Genomic DNA, 24,771 nt, shown 5'->3' with positions numbered 1-24,771 from the left:
GCAAAAAATAAAATTTCAAATCACGCCAGCCCGCTTATGACGCCATCGCTAGTGATCTTCATATTTAGCGCGTTAGGAACCTTCGGCAGCCCCGGCATAAGCATTATCTTGCCGCAGACTGCGACGATGAAGCCCGCTCCCGTGCGAATTTGAAGATCTTTGACGCTGAGTTTAAAGCCGCGCGCCCGCCCAAGCGCTTTAGCATCGTCGCTAAAGCTATACTGCGTCTTGGCGATGCAGACGTTTAGGCACTCAAGCCCCAAGGCCTTGATATGCTGCAGCGCCTTTTGCGCCTCGGGTTCGAAAACGACCTCGCTCGCGCCGTATGGTTTAAATTTTACTTCACGGCGGCGGGCTATCCGTATTCAAAAAAGCAGCGCTCATTGCATGATAAAATTTCGCCGCCTCGCGACAGTTGCCAAACGACACATTAAATTTAAAATTTACAAAACGCAAAATTTCAAAATTTCGCGCAGAGCGGTATCTTTACGCGGCGCACTGCCAAATTTCTACGCAGAAGCAGCCCTCGCAAAAGCGGTATATCAGGCAGTAGCCTGCCCGCCGCGCGCTACGGCGTATGACGCGCAGCACGAAGCCGTGCGCGATCACCGCCGTGTCCGCTTCCAGCAGCGACGGCATCAGATCAAGCGCGCGCCGCCGCTCTGCTTTCGCGCTTGCGCCGCTAGGGTTCATGCCGCACAGCCACAGCAGGCGCGAGAGCACGAGCCAACAATCAAACGGCATTTTTATTAGCGGCACGGGGAATATTCGCAGATTAAACTCGCGCAAAGCCTCTAGGTACTCTATGTCCCGTCGGTGTGGAAACAGCTTTTGTGCCGTAAGTGCGGCGCGCGGCAGCGGCGATGAGCATACTCGGCTTATGCGGGCGAGCTTTTCGTATGCGACGCTGCTTTTAAATTTATAGGTTTCATACAGAGCTAAGCTTTGCGTAGTATCGTACAGGATCGCGCGCCGTGCGGCCTCTGCAGCGTCGCACACGCCGCGATCGATCAGCGGCGTAATGTGGCGGATCAGCGCTAACGTCATTATCTTGTCTCCTAAAATACGAGCCCGCTAAGAGCTTGCGCCGTTATGTTTCCGCTCCTACAGGATACTTGATGTTTAGATTTGCGCTATTTATGCGAAATCTGCTATGGTTCTTGCTCCGTAGCCACGGCGAGCGCGAGAGTCTGCTTCAATGCATAGATTTGCGGGCTATTTAAGCCTTTCGTAGCTTTCGCATGAGCTTTGCCATGCCCTTTCATGCTCCGCTACCGAGCTCATAAATCTATCCTTGCTGCCTAGCTCGCAGGCCTTTTTGTAGTACTGCACGGCTTTAACATTATCTATGCCCTCGTAAAGACGCGCTAAATTTAAGCACGCAAGCCAGCTGTCCGCAATATCCATATCGCAACCGCGCACATAGTAACCTACGCCCTTTATAGCGTCTTTGCGCACGCCTCTGCCTTTGATATACGCAGAGCCCGCGTTACTACAGCCTATCGCGTGCCCGTCATCGCAGGCTTTGTCGAACAGCTCCACCGCCTTTGCCTCATCGCGCGGCATCCCCTCTCCGCTTTGATACAAAATGCCTAAATTTACGCACGACTCCACATCGCCGCCTTTGCAAGCTTTGACGTATAACGGCGCAGCCTTTAGCAGATCTTGCGGCACGCCCCAGCCATAATTATAAATCTGCGCCAAGGCCCCGCACGCCTTCATATCGCCCTTATCGCAGGATTTTGTAGCCCAGCTTATATCGTCTGCGGTGATTTCAAAATTTTCAGCTAGCGCGAAATTTGCGGAAAGCGCCGCAGCGAATGCTAGAATTAAAATTTTATTTTTCATTTTCGTCCTTTTTGGTTTTTTAAGATCGCCCGCCAAGCCTAAGGCGCGGATTTATTGCCTTGGCGTAGATTTGTCGTCGCCTGCTCTTTGCTTTTTAGAGCCTCGTAAATTTCATCGACGCCGCTTAGGTTTTGATCCAAAACCTCCCTCGCCTTTTTTAACGTGCGTGCGCCAAAAATTCCATCCTGCTTCACTCCGATGCTTTTTTGGATATATAAAATTTTATCCTTTTGCATCGCAGCGGAATCCTTAGTCGCCCCGGAGACGGAATTTGAAGCAGGGCTTTCAGAGCCGCTAGAGCTTGCACTCGTAGAATTTTCGTCTGCAGAATTTACGCCATCACTCGCGGAAGCGGAATTTTCGTCCTCAAAAAATGTAGGCATCCACCCTCGCAGCAGCCCTGCTGCGCCGGTTTTCGGCACATAGCCCGTATTTGCCGCGCCTCCGTAGATTGCGCTAGCTAAAACGGCGCAGAGCAGAGCTTTGCAAAAGCTAGCAAACGCCGCGCCGCTCCTGCCGCAGCGATACTCTCGTGGAATTTTACGAGCTTTTACGACGCACCGCACTACGCTTGCCAGCCACAGCGCCACACCGCCTAACATCCCCGCAACAGCGATTACCGCACCGCACGCGAGTGCCCAAAAATAATGCTCCGCAAAGATCATCTCGAAGCAGCCCTCGCACGCCAGCGCAGCCGCTGCGATGAGCGCGCCTCCGCCTATGCGCCACACCGCGCGGTCATAGCGTGGGCTTAGCACGCCAAGCGCCCCAGCCATCGCGCTGCCCAAATCGCGAGCGCATTGCTGCGAAATAAAGCCCTCGCAAACGCGCATAATCGCCGCGGCAAAACTCTGCGCGCAATCCTCGCGCAAAGAATGCGGAAAAAAGAATTTCTTTAATTGGGCAAAGGGCGAAATTTTAGAATTTGACGAGGCAGGGCTTTGCGTATTCGCGCGATTTTTAAATTTTGTAGCGGCGAGGTTTTTGGAATTTGCGGAATTGATTGCGGCGGAGTCTATGGAATTTGTGGAATTTTCAGCACCCAAGGCGCTTAAATCTCGGTAATCTCGCTCGCCGTGTAATTCGTAAAGATCCTCCGCGGCGCGATCAGAAGTGCCGCTTAAGCCCTCTTGCGAGCCGGCAAAATTAGGTCCATTCTGCGCGAGAGCTTCGCTGTTTTGCTGCCTAGCCTCAAAATCGCCGGCAGAATTCTCTCCACCTTCCAAAAGATCCGCCCCGGCAAATTTTATGCCACCGCTCACTCCTCCTGCGAACCTGCCTTGCTCTCCGCGCAACCCCAAGCGATTATCTTCCGCGCCCATAGAATTTGCCGAAGCGCTCGCGAATTTCGTGCCCGCAAATTTTACACTCGCGCCGCCCTTGAGATTTTCTTTGTGCGAAGCGTCTTTTGCAAGGCTCAAAGCGTCGCGATCAGCCGTGCCGCAGGTAGAATTTGCAAAGTTAAAATGTCCATCCGCGCCGCGCAACTGCTCGAGATTTAGCGTCTCGCCGCGCAGCTTAGCACTAGCTAGGCGCATCGCCGCATCCAGCACAGGCTTCGCGCGAAATAGCGCAAAAAGGCTTTGCGCATCGTCCCGCCCTAGCCTAGCGGGCGCGCTGCGTACCGCCGCAAGCTCCGGCGCAAAAACTTCGTCAAAAAAGTTAGGTCTTACGAATGTCACGCCGCCGAAGCACGCCGCATCGTAAGCCTTGCCGCAGACGGCAAAACTCAAGCGCAAAAAATCATCCTCCGCGCTAAATACCGCTTCGCAGCCGCCCTGCACCGCTCGCAGCGAGCATAGACGAAACAAAAGTCTGCGAGCTGCAAAACCTACGCCCTTGCTGCATAAAAACTCCAGCAGCTCGCGCCCAAAAACCTGCGAGCTAGCGCCTATGCTGACGCTCGGGCGGGCATAAACGGATATTTTGCCGGTGCGAGTGAAATACCCGCGCCCATCGCAGTGCTCGCAGCGAAAATCGCCCGCACCACCGCACTTTTCGCAGCGCAATCTGCCTGCACCGCCGCAAGCGGGACAAATGCGCGAGCCGCTACCGCCGCAGCTAGCGCAGGGGATAAAGCGATAGCCCATAGAATTTGACGCAGAGCCTGCAGAATCGCCTTCAGAAAGGCTGCGCGCATGAGCCTCCGTAGAGCTTAATGCCGCGCGGCTATATCCGCCGGTGCCCTTGCAATCGGGGCAGATCAAGCGCCCGCGCCCGCCGCAGTTAGCGCACGGCGTCTTGCCTGTGCCTTCGCAGGCTTTGCAGCGCCTCCTGCCCGATCCGCCGCAATGCTCGCAGCGCAGCTGAACGCTAAAGGGCTTAAAATCGTGAAATTTTATGATCTGATCCGCATTCGTAGCGGCTTTTTGGGGATCTGCACGCAGGCGTAGCATAAAGGCCTCGCTTAGCTCCGCATCAGTGCTTGCCGCGCGTAGGCACTCGCGCGCATGAGCCTCGAACTGCGCGATATCTGCGAAATGCAGCTGAGCGCTCTCGCCGCCATTTATCTGTGAGACGCTAAACTTACCGGCAAAGTCGTAACGCACGCCAAGCCTCGCGCTAAATCCATAAAACTCGCGATCAAGCTCGCGCAGATCGGCACCACCGCTACGCGCTAGGGCTTTGAGCCTAGCGACAAACACCTCTGCTAGCTCCTCTTTATCCAGCTTGTCCATGATCGCTCCTTTCTTGCGGGCGCGCCACAAAGCCACGCCTCATAAATTTTAAAATTCCTTTATTAAGATCCTGCAAATTTTAGCATTTCATATAATTATACCGCGAAAGGGAATTTTAAAATTCCAAAATCTCACGCAGGATGGAATTTAACGCCATTTCGCGCCGTAAAATCTCGCTGCAAATCAAAGCTCTAAAATAGAGCTCGACGCGAAATCTCGCACTGCGACGGCGACGCGCGTAACTGATCGCAACAAATACGGCGCGAACGGATCGCAAAACGGAGCCGCCAGGCATACGGCGCCCGAGCGGTAGCAGCGGGCATGCAAGATTTTATTCCGCAGCAGCGCATAATTTGGCTCGCGACGATGTACGACACAGCGTAACGCGAAGCAAATTTCACGCCTGCATAAAATTTAAATTTTACGGCTAGCTCGTACGTACGCACAGCATGAAATTTAAAATTTTACGACAGCTATGGCGCGGCGTGCAGCGACCTAAAATTTTACGACAAGCAGCAGCGCGCAAATTTCAATCCCGCGCGACAATCAGGCGACGGGTGCGTGTAGTGCAATTTAATTTACGAGCGTATAGCCGACATATCATCGCACAAATTCTGTTCGCAGCGAGCAGCACGGCGCAAAATTTCATTGCCGCGACGCAGCAGCTCGTAAAATTTAGCTCTACTACCGCGCAGCTATAGCCGCCTGCGCCTTTGCAAGCAAAGCGGATCAGACGTCCGCGCCCACCGCAGGCGATGCACGGCGGTGCGTAAAATTTAATCCGGGCGCCGCAAACCTCCGCCAACATGACTGATCGCGCGAGCGTGAAATTTAGCTCGCCTGCCGCATAATTTAACTCGCAGCGGCGCATGTCGCGGCGCAAGCGCGAATTTCAGATTGTGCGGCGATCTGCTGCGCTACCGACGGATTAATTTCACGGTGCGCTCGACATGAAATTTAGAATCTCGTAGCGACACATGACACTGTGCGCGGCCGCGTGAAATTTTAAATTTCACGGCGAGCCCACGCGTTATGAAATTTTAAATCTTGCCGCAAGTGAGCTCGCAAGCTCGCGGGCGGCTAGGTTTAAGATCTCGCGCTTGGTTTTTGCGCGGAATTTCGCGAGCAAAATTTCAAATGCCAAACCTGCATGGGTTTCGCGCCGAATTCTGTGTAGAATTTTACGCAGAATTTAATGAAATTTCGCGGGCCGAGCTCGTCGCGCTAAAATCCGACCAATCCGACCAATCCGACCAATCCGACCAATCAAAACTCGACCGGCTAAAACCCAGCGCAATAAAACCGGGGCATAGCAAAACTATGATGCACTAAAACTGGGGCGCGATAAACTCGTTGCAGCTTGAAAGCAAAATTTATCGCCGCCGAAGCTTGCAGCTAAATTTTACCGCCCAAGCGCGGAATTTTCGGCTTTGGTTTTGAGTGCCGAAAATAAAATTTCACGCCAGCCCGCTTATGACGCCATCGCTAGTGATCTTCATATTTAGCGCGTTAGGAACCTTCGGCAGCCCCGGCATAAGCATTATCTTGCCGCAGACTGCGACGATGAAGCCCGCTCCCGTGCGAATTTGAAGATCTTTGACGCTGAGTTTAAAGCCGCGCGCCCGCCCAAGCGCTTTAGCATCGTCGCTAAAGCTATACTGCGTCTTGGCGATGCAGACGTTTAGGCACTCAAGCCCCAAGGCCTTGATATGCTGCAGCGCCTTTTGCGCCTCGGGTTCGAAAACGACCTCGCTCGCGCCGTAAATTTTAGTAGCGATCTTTTCGATCTTGCTTGCCGTATCGTCGCTAAGCTCGTAGGCAAACTTCAGCTCCTTAGCGCACTCGCACTCATCTACTACGAGGCGGGCTAGCTCAAGCGCGCCCTCGCCTCCTTTGGCGAAATTTTCGCAAATCGCCATCTGCACGCCGCGCTGTTTGCAATAATCGCGCACGAAGGCGATCTCGCCGTCGCTATCGAAGCTGAAGCGGTTAAGCGCCACGACAGGATTTAGCCCGAAGTTTTGTAAAATTTCGATATGCCCGCCTAAATTTACGATGCCTCTTTGAAGCGCGGCAAGATCAGGGCTCGCGATATTTTCTTTATCCGCGCCGCCGTTGTATTTAAGCGAGCGGATCGTGCTAACGAGCACCGCGGCATCCGGAGCGATGCCTGCGCGGCGACACTTGATGTCGATAAATTTTTCAGCCCCGAGCTCGCTTCCGAAGCCCGCCTCCGTCACGGCGTAATCGGCAAGACTTAGAGCTAACTTGCTCGCCATTATGGAGTTGCAGCCGTGCGCGATATTTGCAAAGGGTCCTCCGTGCACGAGCGCGGGCGTGTGCTCTAGGCTTTGGATGAGATTTGGCTTCATCGCGTCTTTTAGCAGGATCGCCACGGCATCCGCGCAGCCCAGATCGCGCACGTATATCGGCTCTCCCTGCGTATCGTAGGCGACCATGATGTTTGCGATATTTTCTTTAAGCTCGGCAAGATCGTTTGATAGGCACAGAACCGCCATTATCTCGCTAGCCGCGGTGATATTAAAGCCGTCTTCGCGCTGCACTCCGTCGGTGCGCCCGCCCTGTCCAACGGTGATGTGGCGTAGCGCGCGGTCATTCATATCCATGCAGCGCTTCCACAAAATTTTATCGATCTTTAGCGGGTTTTCTTGATACAGCGAGTTGTCGATGACCGCCGAAATGAGGTTGTTTGCGGAGGTGATCGCGTGAAAATCGCCGTTAAAATGCAAATTTAGATCATCCATCGGCACTAGCTGCGAATATCCGCCGCCCGCGGCCCCGCCTTTAATGCCGAAAACCGGCCCCAGCGACGGTTCGCGCAGCGCAAGGCAGACGCTTTTGCCTAGACGCTTTAGCGCGTCGGCTAGACCGATGGAGGTCGTAGTCTTGCCCTCGCCGAACGGCGTCGGATTGGTCGCCGTGACCAAAATAAGCTTCGAAGCGCGCGAGCGCGGCTTGATATTTAGCTTGGCTTTATAGTGGCCGTACAGCTCGATCTCATCCTCGCCAAGCCCCAAATTTTTCGCAACGTTTGAAATTTTATCCGGCTTCGCCGCATTTGCTATTTCGATATCGCTCAACATTTTCTCTCCTTAAATTTAAAATTTTATCGCGCAGCTTTTATACGCGATCTGTTCGATCCGCGCGAGCCGTCAGGGCGGCATCTAGGTCTGCGAGCACCCGCTCGGACGCAATCTTGCAAACGGTTACGAAAGCCCATACTCGCGCCGCTGTGGAAGCATCCTGCCCGCAAGCGTTAAATTTATGCGCGGCTTTGCCGCAAAAGCGGCTTGCAAGCGCCGAATCCACGAGCCAAAAGTAACTGAGCCACTGCGGCAATATTATCATCGCTACCGCAAAACGTCTTTACTCGCTCGCGAGCCGCGCAAGATCAAAGCTTGCGCCGCGAAATTTGCCCCGGCTAAATTTCGATCTCGATGCCCACGGGGCAGTGGTCGCTGCCCATCACGTCGCTTAGGATGAAAGCGTCCTTTAGCCGCGAGCGCAAATTTACCGAGATGAAAAAATAATCGATCCGCCAGCCTACGTTTTTGGCGCGCGCGTTAAAGCGGTAGCTCCACCACGAGTAGGCGTCCCGCAGCTCGCCGTGCACGGCGCGGAAGGTATCGACGAAGCCCGCCGCCTCCACCTCATCGAGCCACGCCCGCTCGATCGGCAAAAAGCCCGAGGTTTTGGAGTTTGCTTTGGGGTTTGCAAGATCGATCTCGCGGTGCGCGGTATTTACGTCGCCGCAAAATATCACCCCGAGTCCCTGCTCCGCAAGGCTGCGCGCGTAGGCTAGGAATTTCGCGTAAAATTCCATCTTGTAGGCTAGCCGCGCCTCGTCCTTTTGGCCGTTGGGAAAGTAGATATTAAAAAGCACGACATCGCCGAAGCGGTGTTGCAGCACGCGTCCTTCGTCGTCTGGGAAAAACAGCGCCTTGCTCGTCTCGCTTTTAAATTTAGCTAGGCTTGCCACGCCCGAATATCCCGCGCGAGCGGCGGAATTTAGATCGATCTGAGAAAATCCGAGCTCATAAAGCCCTTTCGGAGCGTCCTTTTCGCTCACCTTGATCTCTTGCAAGCCCAAAAAATCGGGGTTTTGCTCCGAAAGCCATGCAAAGCCGTCTTTGCCGAGTACTGCGCGCAGCCCGTTTACGTTCCAACTAATCAGTTTCAAATTTAGCCTTTGGCCTAAAAATTTTGGTATGATTATACGAAATTTTGACTAAATTTAAAGGAAAATTATGCGCAATCAGCCCAAATACCGATTTTTTGCCAACTGGGGCTACGCGATGGCGGGTCTTTGCGAGATGCTGCGCAGCGAGCGTAGCTTCAGACTCGAGCTTTGCGTGTTCGTCCCGCTTCTGCTGTCGCTATTTTTTTGGAATTTCGGCGCGGTGCTAAATCTATTTTTGATCTTCGGCGCGGTCTTTACGCTCGTGCTCGAGTGCATAAACTCCGCCATTGAGCGCGCAGTTGATCTTGCCACGAGCGAAATCCACCCGCTAGCCAAGGGCGCCAAAGACACCGCAAGCACCGCCGTGATGATGAGCCTATTTCTCAACGCCGCGCTGTGGTGCTACGCGCTTATCGGTAAATTCTTTTAATCGCGTAATTGCAAATTTCGCGATAAAAGATTTAAATCGCTGCAACGCAGAGTTTTTTTGGCGAGTGCGGAATTTGCAAGCCACTTGAGTCGTTGATCGTCCACGCCTGCAACCCAAACACGACCCTGCGTGATATTGAAATTTTAAAATCCGAAATTTGCTTTAAATTTAAACTCTCCTGTGCGCGAAAATTTTAATATTCGCTCGGCTCTTAAAATTTTAAAATAGCTTTTAAAAATTTCTATAGATAAATCATTCAAGCAAATTTTACGCCGTAAAATTTTAGCTATAAAATTATAACGACTTTCAAGATGCTTTAATACAATTTTCACTAAAATCACGCCGTCTTAATTAAAATAATTTTCAAAAAAAGGAAAATTTTGTCTAAATCCTTTCGCAAAATCTCGCGCAAATTTCATTTGTGGCTATCTTTGATATTTTGCATACCCCTTATAATCATTTCTATAAGCGGCTCGGTTTTAGTTTACGCGGAGCAGATCAATGAAGTTTTGCTAAAAGACAAGGTGTTTAGGACGCAAGAAAGCGTGGCGAAATTCCCCGCTAGAATGAAATTTAGCGCCCTGCAATCCGAGATAAACTCCAAATTTAAAGAGTACGCGATCATGGGCTGGAGCATCGCGCAAGATCCTTTAAAGACCGATAAAATCAGACTTTCCTCTCAGAAACTGCAAAAGCGGATCATAATTTACTTAGATGCCTTTAGCGGCGAGATTAAAGGCGCGCCCATGCCGCGAGATGAGGGCTTTATCGGCGCGATAAATAAACTGCACGCGGAGCTGTTTTTAGGTCGCGGCGGTAGAATTTTTACGGGTATCGTGGGGCTTAGCGCGCTACTTATCGGCATTAGCGGCTTTTTTATCTACAAAAAATTTTGGCAAAACTTATTCTCGCTGAGGCTAGATCGGGCCATATATTTTATGCGCGGCGCTCACCGCCTAATCGGAGTCATGAGCACGCCCGTGATGTTTGCTATAGCTATAAGCGGAGCATGGTGGGAGCTAAGGGCGGTAACTTACAAGCCGCTCGCAAATCCATGCGGCGCGGTCTTGCAGAATTTTAAGACCGAGCGAAATTCCACCGTCGCGGCATCAAACGGAGCGGTAAGCATGAAAACGGCGCAAAATCTTGCGACGCTAGATGAGGCTTTAGCGCGGATAGCGGTTAAATTTAAAGAATTTCGCTCCACCTATATCGCCTTTCCGCTCTGTCCGGGCGGCGCTTTTACCGTATACGGCTTCGAGGCGGGGCAAAACCCGCTGCAAAGCCCTTACGCGAGCCGTATCACGATATCAGATACAGGCGAAATTTTAAAAGCGGACTTTATAAACGATGCGGATTTTTCGGACAAACTTCAAGACGGCTTTCGTCGCGCCCATGCAGGCTCATACGGCGCAATAACGAAGCTTATATGGTTTTTAGCGGGGCTTGCGCCCCTATTTTTAAGCATTTGCGGATTTTACATAACCCTAAAAAATAGAAATTCTAAAAGGAGAAAGTTATGAAGAAAGTATCTCTTTCGCTCGTAGTCGCATTAAATATGCTAACTTCGCTTTATTCGGAAAATAACGCCACTGCGAGCACCCCGGAGGACTTTAGGCACCATAGAGGTGCAAGATACCCAAAAGCTCCGTCGCGACGACAGAGATTATGAGGCTAGAAAGCTCGTTAAAAGTACCACCAGGCTCGATCTTACGGCGAGAGAAACGCCCCAGTCTCTTACCGTGGTGACCGAAGCCAAGCTAAAAGATATGGGGATAACCGATTATCAGGTGCTGATGCGAAATATCGCGGGCATTACGAGCGGGCGTATGGATGAGAGGCTCTATCCTACGGCGCGCGGATTTAGCATAGATTATTATCTGCTTGATTCGATGCCTAGCTTCGGAGGTTTTAGCCTCGGGGCGAACGATTTAAATTTACTGCCATATGAGCGCGTTGAGGTAGTAAAGGGTGCGAACGGATTATTGGCGGGCGCGGGAAATCCCGCCGCGAGTTTAAATTTTATCCGCAAGCACGCGGATTCCGCCGTTCCGAAAGGATACATCAGCCTAAACGGCGGCTCATACGACAAATACGGGCTTAAAACCGATGTGCAAAGCCCGCTCAATCAAAGCGGTTCGGTGCGCGGACGCCTAGCGTTTATGCATGAACGATCGCACTCTTATATGGACTATTACAATCGTCGCAATACTGCCGTTTATGGCGTATTAGATATCGATGTAACGGACGATTCAAGGCTGAGCTTTGGCTCATTTTATCAGACTCTACGCCGACATGGCACGCGCTGGGGCGGAATGCCCGCGTTTAACTCGGACGGCACGCGCATGCACTTCGGCAAAAACCAAATTTTCTCTCAGCCTTGGACGCGATACGACATCTCTACGCTTGATTTTTATGCCGATTTTAAACAATATTTCTCAAACGAGGCGAGTTTAAGCTTGAGTTATTCGTTTCGTCGTGCTCATACCGATTCAAATTTGCTCTATTATGGCGGCAGGGTAGGCCCTGGCGGCATCGGAAACGTCGCCGATCTTAGCGTTTATGCTAACAAGCGCGAAGAGAATATCCACAATATCGATGCCTACGCAAATATCCCGTATGAGCTTTTCGGACAAGATCATGAATTTGTATTTGGTGTGATGTATAATCTCTACAAAAAGGGATCCGATAACGTAAGTAGCTACTGGAATAGTCGAAACACTCCGGCAGGCCTTGCTTATGCCGCGCGCATTAGAATAAATTTTAACGACCTTCATATTGAAGATCCACGCTTACCGTATGTAGATCAAAATAATGCCGATCGAACTATTCAAAAAGCAATTTATGCCGCGAATAAACTCTCAATCACCGAGGATTTAAAGCTCTTATTAGGAACGCGGATGAGTTACTATAAATATAAAATTACAGGTGGAGCAGATAATAGAAATTTTACCCGCGAAATTACTCCATATGCAGGGATCACTTACGATTTAGACGATCATCATACCCTTTATGCAAGTTATACGAGTATTTTTAAACCTCAAACCTACAAGGACAAAAACAATAAATATCTTGATCCCATCCAAGGCAAGGACTACGAAGCGGGCATCAAAGGCGAGTATTTTGACGGCGATCTGCAAGCAAGCCTGGGCGTTTTTAAGATCATCCAAGATAAGCTCGGCATCCGCACCGACGAGTATATCACGGGCACAAATTCCTACGCTTACAAGCAGGGTCGCGGAGTAACCAGCAGGGGCTTTGAAGCGGATGTAAACGGTAAAATTACCGATGCACTAAGCCTAAGCATGGGGCTAGCGCACTACAAAGCCAAAGATGCTGACGGCAATATCTACGCCAGCGACTCCTCCCGCACCAGCGCAAATCTTTTTGCAAAATATGAGATCGGCACATTTAGAATCGGCGTAGGCGCGATGTATCGCTCAAAGATTTATTCCGACTCGCCATACGGCAGGATCGAGCAGAAAGCCTACACGATTGCAAACGTAATGCTAGGCTACAAAGCGAGTAAAAACCTAGATGTGCAGCTAAACGTCGATAACATAACCGATAAGCGCTATTTTGAGGGCATCGGTTCTAATCGAATGATCTACGGCGATCCGCGCACCTTCAATCTAAGCCTTACGTATAACTTTTGACCCAAATAGTCGCAGTGGAATTTGTCTAGTGCTTAGCTCTAATAGAATTCCATCGCGACGCGATAGATAAATGGCAAATTAAGCCTAAATTTCGTAAAATCACGGCTAAGACGCGAGGTCGCGTAATACGTTTAAAGGCATACAATGCAAAGTTCAACCTCATAAATCCCGCTAAATTTAAACCAAATCAACCAACAAATTTAAATTTAACGGAGACAACCATGAAAAGACGAGATTTTCTAAAACTAGGCGCGCTAGCTGCGGCTTCGGCGCAAGCAAAACAATTTAACGCGCTAGCGCAGGCGATATTTGACGAGCAAATGGGGCTTTGCGCGAATAAATTCGGCGCGTTTTACGTCCAAACCATCGGCGGCAGGGTCGTGGGTACAGAGCCGTTCGAGGGCGACGCGATGCCAACGGTGCTAAATAACGCCCTAAGCGATCACATCCAAAACGAAACGCGCGTGAAATACCCATACGTGCGCAAAAGCTTCCTAGCCGATCCCTCAAATTCAAAACCGGAGCTTCGCGGCAAAGAGCCTTTCGTGCGCGTTAGCTGGGACGAGGCGATAAAGCTAAGCGCCAAAATTTTAAAAGAAAACTTCGATAAATACGGCTCAGAGGCCATTTACGGGCAGCTTTATCAGTGGGGTAGCCTAGGTAAGGTAGGCCACTCGCAGCGCACCGCAAAGCGCATGCTAAACGCGCTAGGAGGCTACGTGAGTGAGCTTGGCGGCTACTCATACGGCGCGGCGACGGCGTTTTTGCCTCACGTGACGGGTTCTATCGATCCGACGCATAATCCTACGCGCCGGGAGGGCGTGGTAAAGGAGGCCAAAACGATCGTGTTTTGGGGTACCAACCCAGTCGTCTCAAACAAGATCGCCATCGGCGTGCCGATGCATAACTCCTACGCCTACTACGAGATTATGAAAGAGAAATTTAAAAAAGGCGAGATGAAAATTTACAGCATAGACGTCTACCGCAACGAAACGGCGGAGTATTTCGGAGCGCACTATCTCGCCGTGCGCCCTTGCACCGATACGGCGATGCTGATCGGGCTTTGCGAATATATCTATGAAAACGGGCTTTACGACAAAGAATTTATTGAGCGCTACACGGTCGGGTTTGATAAATTTAAAGAGTATTTCACCGGCGCGAAAGACGGCGTGAAAAAGGATCTAAAATGGACGAGTAAAATTTGCGGCGTGAGCGAAAAGGAGCTAAAAAGCCTAGCCGATACGCTAGCTAAAAAAGACGCGCTCATAGTTACAGGCTACGCGATACAGCGACAGCACCACGGCGAGATGGCATACTGGGCGCTGATCGCTCTAGCTGCGATGCTAGGCGACATCGGCAAGACGGGGCGCGGCTACGTTATGAACGATCAGATGCATAAAAACGCAGATATTAGCTTCGTTGCGCCAAAGCTTCAGGCATTTAACCCCGCGGTAAACGAAAAATACATCGCCCCGCAGGGCAAGCTGGCTAAGGCCAAATACCACGAGATACCAAACAGCAGGCTCATAGACGCGATCATGGAACCGGGCAAGCAGATCGAGCGCAACGGCAAAAAATACGTCATGCCGCACATCCGCGTGATGTTTAACGCCAACGGCTCGACCTTCACCCGCCACCCGGATACCAACCGCGCGGTAGAAGCGATGAAAAAGATCGAAGCAATCATCACCACAGAGCCGTTTTGGACAAGTACGGCGAGGCTCAGCGACATCGTGCTGCCGTCGGCTCTTGAGTGCGAGCGCACGGATATCGAGTTTGCAAACTCCACTAGCGAATACCTTTTTGCGATTAAACCGCTAGTTAAGCCTGCTGGGAAAAGCAAGAGCGACTTTGAGATCGCACGGCTCATCTGCGCGCAGTGGGGCGAGGAGTACGAGCAGGCCTTTAGCGAGGGCAAAACGGAGCTTGAGTGGGTGAAGGAAATTTATGCCGATGCTGGTGCAAAAGCCGAGGGCATGGGCATAGCGATGCCGAAATTTGAAGAGTTTTGGGAGAAAGGCTACGTTAAATTTGATAAAATCGACGAGAAAAAGCGGTACTTCACAAACTATGCGGACTTCCGCGCCGATCCCGAGAAAAACGCGCTAAAAACCCCGTCGGGCAAGATCGAGCTCTACTCCGAAGCGGTCGAAAAGCTAGGATATCCCGACTGCCCGCCGCACGCGACGTGGATGGAGCCGTTTGAGTGGCTGGGCGGCGACGTGAGCAAGTATCCTATCGCTATCAGCGGCGCGCATTCTAAATTTAGGCTCCACTCGCAGCTAAACAACTCACTCATCCGCAACTACGCCGAAATCGCGGGCCGCGAACCTGCGCTCATTAGCCCCGCCACGGCAAAGGCACGCGGCATCAAAACGGGCGACGTGGTAAGGATCTACAACGACCGAGGCGAGATCCTCTGCGGCGCGCTGGTAAGCGATACCGCACAAGATAACGTCGTGATCGTAAGCGAGGGCGCATGGTACGATCCCGCTGTCTGGGGCGAGAAAAGCCTATACAAGCACGGCAACATAAACGTGCTAACCAAGGACGTTCCTAGCTCCCAGCTATCGCAAAGCAACACCGCGCACACGAGCATGGTGCAGATTGAGAAATTTAAAGGCGAACTGCCGAGCGTAACGGCGTTTGATAAGCCCGCGACGATAGAGGCTTAGGCTTTTACGATTTAAATTTGAGCGGTTAAATTTAGCCGCTCGGATTGTTCTAGCTACTTTGGAGCTATCGGCTAGCCCATAACAAATAATAGACTTAAATTTTAAACCGGGAGCGTTAAATTTGGACTATTTCACTTTGAAATTTAACTGCCTAAATTTCGCTAAATTTCACTTTGACAGCGGGATTCGTCATAAAAATTTAACTTCATCGGCAAAATTTTGATTAAATTTACCGTTACGCCTTTATAAATTTTAAAATTTATCTACTATTTTTGCGCTATAAGACTTGTAATGCAAATAATGCAGGCTCAATTAAACTTAAGCGGATTCTCTCTTATCAGTTTCAACAGTTTCTGATATAAGTTTTCCTGTGTAGTTTTAGTATTATATCTAAATTCGCATTCTTTTAAGTGAAGCAAGAAATTCTCTTTCTTAATCCCTTTAAATTTAGCTAGTCTATGTTTAGCATATCCCTAGAAATTCTCAATGCCGTTGATATGGTTTTTACCATTTGCAAACTCGTTCTTTGAGTGTTTTACTCTATAATGAGCTAAAGCTGCATAATCAACCAAACCGTCATAAGCCTTCCAGCAATCTGAATAAATAGTAGAGCTATCAAGCTCGCTATATTGAGATAATATAGGTATCAGTTCATTTGCAGAACAGTTTTTAACTATCTGAGTATAAACTTTGCCGTCTCTTTTAAGCATACCAAATACCGGCTGCTTTCCGTTTGCTCCTCTACCTCTTTTTCCTCTTACTCTCTTAGATTCGAAGTAGCTTTCGTATATTTCAAAGCGAAGCTTCTAGGCGGGCTTGGAAATCTCACCGCTAAATTTGCTTATCTTTTCACACTCTTTAGACATAAGAGCTCTTATTTCTCTAAAGATTTTACATAGGGTTGCTTCTGAAATTTTAGTTAAATTTGATATCTTTGATGCTTCTATATCCTCCGTGAAGTACTTTAGAATTTCTCTAAATTTAGCTTCAGAAATTCTTGAACGAACTATATACTTATTTTTCATAGTATCCATCGTAACTTAATGATCCTTTGTGTGAGCTTAAGTTAAAGAGAGCCGCAAAAATTTAAAAATTTTAGGATAAAGGCTAGAAATTCTAGCCTTGTAAGGTAAAATTTGAGATTAAAATTTGATGATTTCGCCATCATTTGGGATAGTGATCTTGCTCTCTATGCCTTCTTTTTTAACAAATTCACGAAGATCCTTACGACTTACGCTCGTGTGATTTACGGCGTCCATATGTACGGCGATGATAGTCGCGCCATTAAGCATTTTTGCGGCGTGAGCTACGTCGGCTTTGCCCATTATGATACCGTTGTCAGGAAATGCCAGCACGCGAGCGTCGCCCGCTTTATGTAGTTTCACGCCTTTAAATTCGGCCGATTCGTCTAACACTCTTACGTCTTTAAAGCCTTACTTTTTGATTAGCGCCGCATCATCGTTATGCTGAGCAAAGATAACGATATCTTTAGGTAAAATTTCAGCCGCGACCTCATCCCAGTGATCAGGATGCGTGTGCGTAACGATGATCGCATCGACGCCCTTATACACCTCTTTTGCATCCATCGGAAGTTCTATTAAAGGATTTCTAAGGTGTGAGTTTAGCGTCCCCTCAAAGCCAGGATATTTACCCTTTGGCGCAAGATACGGGTCAAGCAAAAAGTTCACTCCCGCGTAATTTATCTTTGCGGTAGCGTTTCTGATATGCTGAAAGCTGTCTTGTGCGTTTGCCGTGCCAAAGCCCAAAAATAGGGCGATTAGAAACAAAATTTTGTTTATTTTCATTATTTCTCCTTGTAAAATTTACTCGCGCAACATACCGAAAAAAAGCTAAAAGTATTTTTAAAAGAGTTAAATTTCGGCACTTTGGGATTTTACGCTTTTGATTTTATGGTTTGCAGGTTTTTCGGCAATGTACATAAACCGCCTGCATTCGGAAGATTTTTGAAAAAGGCGGATGAAAATATCCAAATCAGCGGTAAATTTAGCTTTAAAAGCAAAGAATAATAAGTGGCAAACAGTGGGGTAAATTTAAGATTTCGCGAGCTCCGCCGCATGCCGGCGTGCGAGGCTTATTTGCTAAATTTTGCGCGCCGCTGATCTCTGTTTTATTGTCAAATAGGCTTAGCGCGCTTTCTAGCTCTTGTGGCCAAAGCCCTACCAGCCGTTTATCGCAAACAAAATCGCTAAGTTTTTCTGCGCCAAGAGCTCGTCCGAGAGGCGGTCGTATTCGTCCCCGAGCCCCATTTCTTGCGCCATAGACGGCGGCTCATCGTCCCAAGAACCCATCGCACCGAATACATCGGCGATCCCCGCCGCGGCAAACGCCCTCAAGCTCGGCTGCGGCAGCGCTGCAAACGAAACGGCGTAATACTCGCCCACAGCGACTTCGCCCCGCAGCGTCTTAAGCGCATTATCAAACGTCTGCGCGAAGTTTTCGCAGCCTATCTTGCTCGCAAAATCCCTGATCTGCACTAAAACATTCCCGAATTCTGCGCTGTTATCGCGCGCGTTTAGCGCATCCCGCGGCATCCCGCGCCAAAGGCGCTCGACGTATTTCACATACCAAGCCTTTTTGTCGCGATCGTATTTCCAATCAGGCGTAAAAACGCCGTCAAAATCCTCAAAGCGGCAGACGATGCCGTTTACATTCATCCCCGAAAAGCCCAAAAGCGCTCTATCTTTTGCGAAAGTTGGAATACTAAGCCCCGCGTCCTTCAGACCGAGCTTTAGGCACTGCTCTATCCAACGCCGCCGTGCGGAGATCGGCTCGTCCTCGCGCCCTTTTTGCGCGACTTGTTCGGTAAAAAATTTACGCGCCTTTTGCAGAAACGACGAGCCCGTGCTTTCGTCTGCGCCTTTTTTTCTCGCCGCTTTTTCATTTGCCGCTTCTTTGCTGTTCGCGCGCTTTTGCTCCGCTGCACTGCCGCTCTCGGCGGCTTTGTCCGTCGCACTGCTCTGCACTGCGCCGTACGCATCTTTTTGCTCCACAGCTTTACTTGCGTCGTTTACGCCATCCTCCGCTGCGCGGCTCACACCCTCTGCGGTGCGGAAATGCTCCTTTGCAAACTCAAAATTTAAATATTTTATATATTTTTGATCTTGCAGGAGTGGCTTAGGATTGCCGCGCAGAGCTGATTTTAGCGCGACGCACAGCGCGCACGAAAGATATATTTCGCCGCTCATAGATATCCTTTAAATTTCGATCGCTCCCGTTCATGCGGCGGATTATTTATGCTCCGCGCCAAAAGCTAGCGGCGGCAAAATTTTAAAATTTTGCGCCTTAGCGACAAATTTAATCACGATAAAATTTACGCGTGAAGCAAAAACAAATCTACGCAAAGATAGAATTCCCAACCGCCGCGAACATAAATTTAAAAGCCGCCGCCGTATCGAAAAAGGTGCCGTTATAAATTTAGAGCAGCTCGCGCATGTTGGTAAAATTCCGAAGGCAAAATCTACGAGCGGCACAGGCAAGGCGACGCGCGTTAAATTTACGCGCACTTTAAAAATGACAAACCGCTTTAAAGAAATTTCAATCGCACGCGCGCTATGAAATTTTAAAGACAAGTCGCCACGCCTACGCTGCCACCAAATTTAAAATGAACCGATCGCACCGAAAAATTTTAAAAGCGAGCCGTTGCGCCCAAACTAGCTAAATTTAAAATTAAGCAATAGCGCCATTTGAGCTACGAAAGCCGCTCGTCCGCAAGTCGCCGATCGTAAGTCCTACGCCGCGAGCGCCCTACGCTACGACGTTTGGAAACTCATAGACCACGCGGCCGCTCTTGATCGTGCATACCGCAGCGCCCGTAAGCTGCTTGCCGAAAAGCGGCGAGTTGCGCGATTTGGACTTATTTAGCGCCTCGTCGTAAACGTAGGAAATCTGCGGATCGATGATCGCGACGTCGGCTAAAAAGCCCTCTTTAATCTCGCCCTTGTCTTTTAAATTTAGAATTTTAGCCGGATTAAACGAGCAGAGGCGCACCATGTCTTCAAGGCTGATGACGCCCTGCTTTACGAGCCGCAGCGTAAGCGGTACGAGGGTTTGAAGCCCTAAAATTCCAAACGGCGCGTGATCAAATTCGACAAATTTATCGTCGGTGTTGTGCGGTGCGTGATCGGTCACGATGGCGTCGATCAGACCGCTTTTAAGCGCCTCTCTGATGGCCTGCACGTCGCTTTGGGTGCGAAGCGGCGGCGACATTTTAAAATTCGTATCGTATCCCATCAACTCGCGCTCGTCGAAGGTGAAGTGATGCGGCGTAGCCTCGCAGGTGACGCGGATGCCCTCGCGCTTAGCCTGCTCGATGAGTTTTAGCGACCACGCCGAGCTTACGTGCGCGATGTGGATGTGCCCGCCCGTCTTTTTGGCAAGCAGCAGATCGCGCGCGATCATAATCTCCTCTTTTTCGCTCGCCATCCCCTTTAGACCGAGGATCGCGCTAACCTTGCCCTCGTTCATCACGCCGCCGTGGCAAAGCGAGCAATCCTCGCTGTGATTTATCACGAACGAGCCGAAGTGAGCGGAGTATTCGAGCGCCTGTCGCATCACGGAGCTGTCGGTCACGGGCAGCCCGTCGTCGCTGAAAGCTACGCAGCCGGCTTCCAGCATATCGCCCATCTCGACGATCTTTGCGCCCTTGCAATCCTGCGAGATCGCGCCTATCGGTAGCAGATCGATAAGCCCGCGCCCCTTAGCCTTAGCGATCATCGCGCGAGTGATGCTTGAGTTGTCGTTCACGGGCCTAGTATTTGCCATCGGAAGGCAGGTCGTCACGCCGCCTGCGACCGCGGTTTCGCTGCCGCTGATGACGTCGTCTTTGTATTCGAGCCCCGGGTCTCTAAAATGCACATGCATATCGATAAGACCCGGCATCACGGGCTTGCCCGCAGCGTCTATGACGCGGTCTGCGGCGGGACACTCGCGCGTGATTTTTGAAATTTTATTGCCCTCGATCAGGACGTTTGCTTCCTCGCTGCCGTTATGATTAACGATCGTGCCGTTTTTTATTAAAATTTTCATCGTGCGCTCCTATTTAAATTTATCGTATGAAGTATCGCCATTCGCATCGCCTCGCCGTTTTCTACCTGATCTAAAACGCAGCTATAGCGCGGATCGTCGGCTACGTCGGAGTTGATCTCCACGCCGCGGTTGATCGGGCCCGGATGCATTATCATGACGCCCTCTTTTGCCGCTTGCATGCGCCTCGCGGTAAGTCCGAAAAATTTCGAGTATTCGCGCACGCTCGGGAAGCTTGGCTCGCCGTCTTGCCGCTCAAGCTGGATTCTAAGCATGATGATGACGTCGGCGCCCTCGATCGCCTCCTCTACGCTTTTGCATATCGGGCAGCCGAACGCGTCGCAGTCGCGCAGCATCATCGGAGGGCCGAAGAGCCGCACGTTTATGCCGAGCTTTTTCATCGCCCAGATGTCGCTTCTAGCCACGCGCGAGCGAAATATATCGCCGATGATCGCGACGTTTAAATTCTCGATCCTGCCTTTGTGCTCGCTTATCGTAAAAAGATCCAAAAGCGCCTGGCTCGGATGCTCGTTCAACCCGTCGCCCGCATTTACGATCGATGCATCGCAATTGGTCGCGACAAATTTCGCCGCGCCCGAGCAGCTGTGGCGCAGCACGAAGATATCCGTGTGCATCGCCTGCATATTTCTGATGGTGTCGATCAGCGTCTCGCCCTTTTTCGTGCTGCTGTCTGCAGCGGTGAAATTTACGCTGTCTGCGCCCAGGCGCTTGGCTGCGATCTCAAAGCTAGTGCGGGTGCGGGTGGAGTTTTCGAAAAACGCGTTGATGACCGTCTTGCCGCGAAGCGAGTCGGATTTTTTGACGTCAGAGCGGTTGAGCGCTTTAAACTCGCGCGCCAGATCGATGAAGTCGTAGATGTCCTCGCGGCTCAGATCCTGCGCGCTAAGAAGATGCTTTAGCTTATACATTCCCTCTCCTTTTTTAGGCCGAATTTCAGCCGTAATTGTATAAAAAAATCTCTGATAAAATTTTAAAATTTAAGAGCTGAGCTCAAATTTAGACGCGAAATTTTGCTTGGAATTTCATTTGAGATCACATACGAAGCGCGGACGGAATTTTATGGTAAAATTTAAACATTTTAGGATTAAATTTGAGCTTCTTTAGCGAAAATTTTAAAAAATCCGCCGCGTCGCTTACGTAAAATTTTAAAGCTTTACGCGCAGCTGGCGGCTAGAAAAGCAAAGAATTTAAAGCTTATTTAAATACTTTATATAATTTTTCGCGCTATTTTCTACGGCTTGCTCGCTTTTATCGTAAGTAAAGCCGTATGAGACGAAATTAGGCATAGTCGTTGCGCCGACGAAATTAAACGTAGCTTTAAATGGCGCTAGCACCTCATCTACGCTAAAGCCCACAATGCCGTTTTTAGAGTAGTTTGCCTCGGTCGCGCCAAGTGAGATCGCAAGCGCGAATTTTTTGCCCTTAAGCTTGCCGCCGCTCTCTGTGCCATAAGCCCAGCCGCGCGTAAAAACATCCTCAAACCACTGCTTAAGAAGCGGCGTGCAGTTTGAAAAACGAAACGGAAACTGAAGCACGATTTTATCGTGGCTTTCGAGCAGTTTTTGCTCCTTTTCCACATCGATTTTAAAATCCGCATAAAGCGCGTAAAGATCGTGAAGCTCGAACTTATCAGGATGGGCTAGCACAGCATCCCTCCAGTGGCGGTTTACGAGCGAGTTTGCGATATTTGGATGAGCCAAAATAATGAGAGTTTTCATTTCTATCCTTTAAATTTGAAATTGCGGGGCGCATTATAGCCCTACTTCGTAAAATTTTTCTCGTTTTATCACAAGCAGCCTTAAATTCTAAAGCTTTACTGGCCGCCACCCGCTTATCTTTACAGCAACTTCAAAGAGCGCGAGCTTTGAATTCCAAACTTCATTCACTACTCGCGCTTTATTTTAGAAATGCTCGCCCTTGGGGCACTCGTTGCGTTTTACAGAGATTCGCTACTTTTTTGTAAGTGTTCATAGCGCCATTGCGGAGGCTCGCGCGAGTAAAATTTTAACGAAACCGCCGCGCAGGGGAAATTTTAATAGAATTTAGCATCGTTTCTCTGCGAGCATTCGCCGCAACAAGCAAATTTAAGCGAAATTTAGTGCCGCTTAAATTCTAAAGCTTTGTCTATCGATTCCGTCGTCGGGCTGCGGGTGCTCATCGCGCTCTTATGAGTGTCTGCCCCCTTTCGTTCGGGCTCGTTACGCTCCTGCGGAGACTTGCCGCTTCCCTGGGGGTGTAGTTGCAACAAAAAATTTTGAGTAGAATTTAGCGTAATTTAAATTCTAAAGCTTTGTCTGCCGCTCCCGTCATCGGGCTGCGGATGCTCATCGCGCTTCTGCGAGCGCCCGCCGCGCGGCTCCTGTCTAGGCTGCACGCCAAAGCCCTCCAAGACCTTGCCTAAGCTCTCGTTCGCATCTTTTATAATTCCTTGCAGGCTTTCGCCCATCTGATCAAGGTTTTTGCCCGCCTCTCGCGCCGCTGCCTCGCCCTGCTTTAACAGATCCTCGATCCGATCCGCGTTGCGAGCGGCGAAATCGCTCAGCGCTTCGGGCGCCTTTTTCTGCAAATTTTGCAAGGTCTCGCCCAAAACTTTAGCATCGTTTGCAAGCTCGTCTATCGTGGAGTTCAGATCGGATTTTTGCTTGCTCTCAAAGCCCTGCGGCACGGAGCCTTGCGTAGAATTTTGCGTAGAGCTTTGAGCGGAATTTTGCTCCGATCGTGCGCTTTGTTCACGATCTTGCGCGTCTGATCCGCCGTCGCAGCCGCTTAAAACACACGCCATGACTAGCGCCAACGTAAAATTTAGCGCCGCGCTTATAAAGCTAAAATCGTTTATAAAATTAAAATTTCTAGCGCGACCCGCCGAGATAAAATTTAATCCGTCCTGCGCCGAGATAAAATTTTGCTCGCTGCCAGCTGAAACGGAATTTCGCAGCCGTCCAAAGCCCGGCTCGCCGCTCGCTCGGATAAAATTCTGCGCTAAATCGCGTCCGCACCCTTTCAAAATTCGTCTTTTCAAAATCCGCTCCTTTAAATTTCATCCCTAGCAATCGCGCTTGGAAGCCGCCCGAAAAACAGGTCGCTTCTAAGCTTCAAAAGCAAACAGATAGCGATATCGGCGCTCTGTTCGCGGATGTAGTTTCGATCGCCATTTAGATGAAATTCCCCGACGATCTGTTTGCCGCCCTGCTCCTTCGCGCCGATAAAGACCGTCCCTACGGGCTTTTGCGCGCTTCCACCGCCGGGGCCCGCGATACCGCTTACTGCAAGAGCAAAACTCGCTCCGCTGCTTTGCAGCGCGCCTTCAAGCATTTCGCCCACGGTCTGCGCGCTTACCGCGCCGTAGCGTGCGAGCGTATCTTCGCCTACGTTGAGCCAGAGATTTTTTATCTCGTTGGCGTAGCTTACGAGCGAGCCGTCAAAAACGTCGCTCACACCCGCAACCGCGCCGAATTTTGCGGCGATGAGTCCTGCGGTGCAGCTTTCTGCAAAGGTGATCTTAGCGCCTATCTCGCGCAGCCTATCCACCACAAAGCCCATAAAATCGCCGCCTTCGATGTAGCAGCTCTCATAATACTTCCCGACGCTTTGCAAAAACGCGTCCAGCGCTCCGAATTTCATCGCATTGGCGCGCACGAGTAGCAAAAAGGAGCAGGGCCTACTGATCGTAAGCGAAATTTTATAACTGATCGCGAGGCTTTCTAGGCGCTGCTTTACGCTTTCGTATTCGCAATCGAATAGATAAAAGCTCTCGCCCGCGCTCGGCGCGTCTTGAAGGATCGGCGGCAGGCTCTGCAAGCAAAGCGCCTTGATCACGTTTACCGAGCAGCCTCTGACGTTTAGCAGGAAGCTGTTTTTCGCGACCGTGCGCGCCATCGAGGGAGCTAGGGTTTCTCCGTTTTTCAGCTCAAGCGAATCGAAAGAGAGCGTCGATAAAATTTTACCGACGACCGCGTAGGCGGAGTTTGCCGCAAAGATCGTGATGAAATCGTACGAATCGATCATCTTTTCAAGCGCGAAGGGCAAAACCTTATCGTTTTCGCTTAAGAATTTCAGATCGTCCATCCGCCCGAAAACCTGCTCGTAGCTGCGAGATATATAGCTCATCAAAGCCGCGTCGTAGCGGATCTCCTCGCCGATTACAAGGATGATATTTTTCATAAAGACCCTCATTAAATTTTCGCACATTATAGCATAAACGCAGGCTGCTCTTTCAGAG

18 protein-coding genes and 2 pseudogenes are annotated in these 24,771 nt (G+C 50.2%); 4 read left to right on the top strand and 16 right to left on the bottom strand.

Going from position 1 to position 24,771, the window contains the following annotated elements; all coding sequences use genetic code 11:
* Positions 1-20 precede the first annotated feature (20 nt).
* The 7 genes and pseudogenes from QZ367_RS00590 to QZ367_RS00560 all read right to left on the bottom strand — a co-directional run.
* A pseudogene (locus QZ367_RS00590) lies at positions 21-332 on the bottom strand (formate--tetrahydrofolate ligase); the annotation flags it as partial.
* Between the two features lie 154 nt (positions 333-486).
* The gene (locus tag QZ367_RS00585) at positions 487-1,047 is read right to left on the bottom strand and encodes a histidine phosphatase family protein (protein WP_291935882.1); all 561 of its coding nucleotides are present in this window, start codon (positions 1,045-1,047) and stop codon (positions 487-489) included.
* A 168-nt stretch (positions 1,048-1,215) separates the two neighbouring features.
* Positions 1,216-1,848, bottom strand: coding sequence for a tetratricopeptide repeat protein (locus QZ367_RS00580; protein ID WP_291935879.1), 633 nt, complete (start codon positions 1,846-1,848; stop codon positions 1,216-1,218).
* Positions 1,849-1,886: 38 nt separating this feature from the next.
* On the bottom strand, positions 1,887-4,526 hold the full coding sequence (locus QZ367_RS00575; protein WP_291935876.1) for a hypothetical protein: 2,640 nt from the start codon (positions 4,524-4,526) through the stop codon (positions 1,887-1,889).
* A gap of 1,457 nt (positions 4,527-5,983) precedes the next feature.
* Positions 5,984-7,630, bottom strand: coding sequence for a formate--tetrahydrofolate ligase (locus tag QZ367_RS00570; protein WP_291935873.1), 1,647 nt, complete (start codon positions 7,628-7,630; stop codon positions 5,984-5,986).
* Between the two features lie 37 nt (positions 7,631-7,667).
* The gene (locus QZ367_RS00565) at positions 7,668-7,895 is read right to left on the bottom strand and encodes a hypothetical protein (RefSeq protein ID WP_291935871.1); all 228 of its coding nucleotides are present in this window, start codon (positions 7,893-7,895) and stop codon (positions 7,668-7,670) included.
* A gap of 73 nt (positions 7,896-7,968) precedes the next feature.
* Positions 7,969-8,727 (bottom strand): exodeoxyribonuclease III, encoded by a 759-nt coding sequence (locus QZ367_RS00560; protein WP_291935868.1) that lies wholly within the window; start codon positions 8,725-8,727, stop codon positions 7,969-7,971.
* Positions 8,728-8,794: 67 nt separating this feature from the next.
* Here QZ367_RS00560 and QZ367_RS00555 point away from each other — a divergent pair, with 67 nt between their 5' ends.
* From QZ367_RS00555 to QZ367_RS00540, 4 genes are all read left to right on the top strand, one after another.
* Positions 8,795-9,157, top strand: coding sequence for a diacylglycerol kinase (locus tag QZ367_RS00555; protein WP_291935866.1), 363 nt, complete (start codon positions 8,795-8,797; stop codon positions 9,155-9,157).
* 380 nt (positions 9,158-9,537) lie between these two features.
* Positions 9,538-10,680: a PepSY domain-containing protein gene (locus QZ367_RS00550; RefSeq protein WP_291935864.1), complete on the top strand. Its 1,143-nt coding sequence runs from the start codon at positions 9,538-9,540 to the stop codon at positions 10,678-10,680.
* 105 nt (positions 10,681-10,785) lie between these two features.
* Positions 10,786-12,813 carry a TonB-dependent siderophore receptor gene (locus QZ367_RS00545; RefSeq protein ID WP_291935862.1) on the top strand — a complete coding sequence of 676 codons (2,028 nt, stop codon included), beginning with the start codon at positions 10,786-10,788 and terminating at the stop codon, positions 12,811-12,813.
* Positions 12,814-13,034: 221 nt separating this feature from the next.
* The gene (locus tag QZ367_RS00540; protein ID WP_291935859.1) at positions 13,035-15,488 is read left to right on the top strand and encodes a molybdopterin-dependent oxidoreductase; all 2,454 of its coding nucleotides are present in this window, start codon (positions 13,035-13,037) and stop codon (positions 15,486-15,488) included.
* A 308-nt stretch (positions 15,489-15,796) separates the two neighbouring features.
* Here QZ367_RS00540 and QZ367_RS00535 read toward each other — a convergent pair.
* The 9 genes and pseudogenes from QZ367_RS00535 to QZ367_RS00495 all read right to left on the bottom strand — a co-directional run bounded on the left by QZ367_RS00535 (position 15,797) and on the right by QZ367_RS00495 (position 24,713).
* A pseudogene (locus QZ367_RS00535) lies at positions 15,797-16,513 on the bottom strand (IS1595 family transposase).
* Between the two features lie 117 nt (positions 16,514-16,630).
* Positions 16,631-16,903: a hypothetical protein gene (locus QZ367_RS00530; RefSeq protein ID WP_291935857.1), complete on the bottom strand. Its 273-nt coding sequence runs from the start codon at positions 16,901-16,903 to the stop codon at positions 16,631-16,633.
* Between the two features lie 18 nt (positions 16,904-16,921).
* A complete protein-coding gene (locus tag QZ367_RS00525; RefSeq protein WP_291935854.1) occupies positions 16,922-17,293 on the bottom strand; it encodes a hypothetical protein in 372 nt (123 codons plus the stop codon).
* A 372-nt stretch (positions 17,294-17,665) separates the two neighbouring features.
* Positions 17,666-18,694, bottom strand: a complete 1,029-nt coding sequence (locus QZ367_RS00520; protein ID WP_291935851.1) for a hypothetical protein — start codon at positions 18,692-18,694, stop codon at positions 17,666-17,668.
* Between the two features lie 559 nt (positions 18,695-19,253).
* A complete protein-coding gene (locus QZ367_RS00515; RefSeq protein WP_291935848.1) occupies positions 19,254-20,534 on the bottom strand; it encodes a dihydroorotase family protein in 1,281 nt (426 codons plus the stop codon).
* Positions 20,531-21,460: an aspartate carbamoyltransferase catalytic subunit gene (locus QZ367_RS00510; RefSeq protein ID WP_291935845.1), complete on the bottom strand. Its 930-nt coding sequence runs from the start codon at positions 21,458-21,460 to the stop codon at positions 20,531-20,533. The genes QZ367_RS00515 and QZ367_RS00510 overlap by 4 nt, the downstream gene beginning before the upstream one ends.
* A gap of 279 nt (positions 21,461-21,739) precedes the next feature.
* Positions 21,740-22,270, bottom strand: a complete 531-nt coding sequence (locus tag QZ367_RS00505) for an NAD(P)H-dependent oxidoreductase (protein ID WP_291935840.1) — start codon at positions 22,268-22,270, stop codon at positions 21,740-21,742.
* 557 nt (positions 22,271-22,827) lie between these two features.
* Complete coding sequence (locus tag QZ367_RS00500; RefSeq protein ID WP_291935837.1) at positions 22,828-23,571, bottom strand: hypothetical protein; 744 nt, start codon at positions 23,569-23,571, stop codon at positions 22,828-22,830.
* A gap of 11 nt (positions 23,572-23,582) precedes the next feature.
* Positions 23,583-24,713 carry a CinA family protein gene (locus QZ367_RS00495; protein ID WP_291935834.1) on the bottom strand — a complete coding sequence of 377 codons (1,131 nt, stop codon included), beginning with the start codon at positions 24,711-24,713 and terminating at the stop codon, positions 23,583-23,585.
* Positions 24,714-24,771: the final 58 nt, after the last annotated feature.

Source organism: Campylobacter sp. (assembly GCF_019423325.1).
In the GTDB taxonomy this organism is placed as follows: domain Bacteria; phylum Campylobacterota; class Campylobacteria; order Campylobacterales; family Campylobacteraceae; genus Campylobacter_B.
This window is presented reverse-complemented; position numbering and strand designations above follow the sequence as displayed.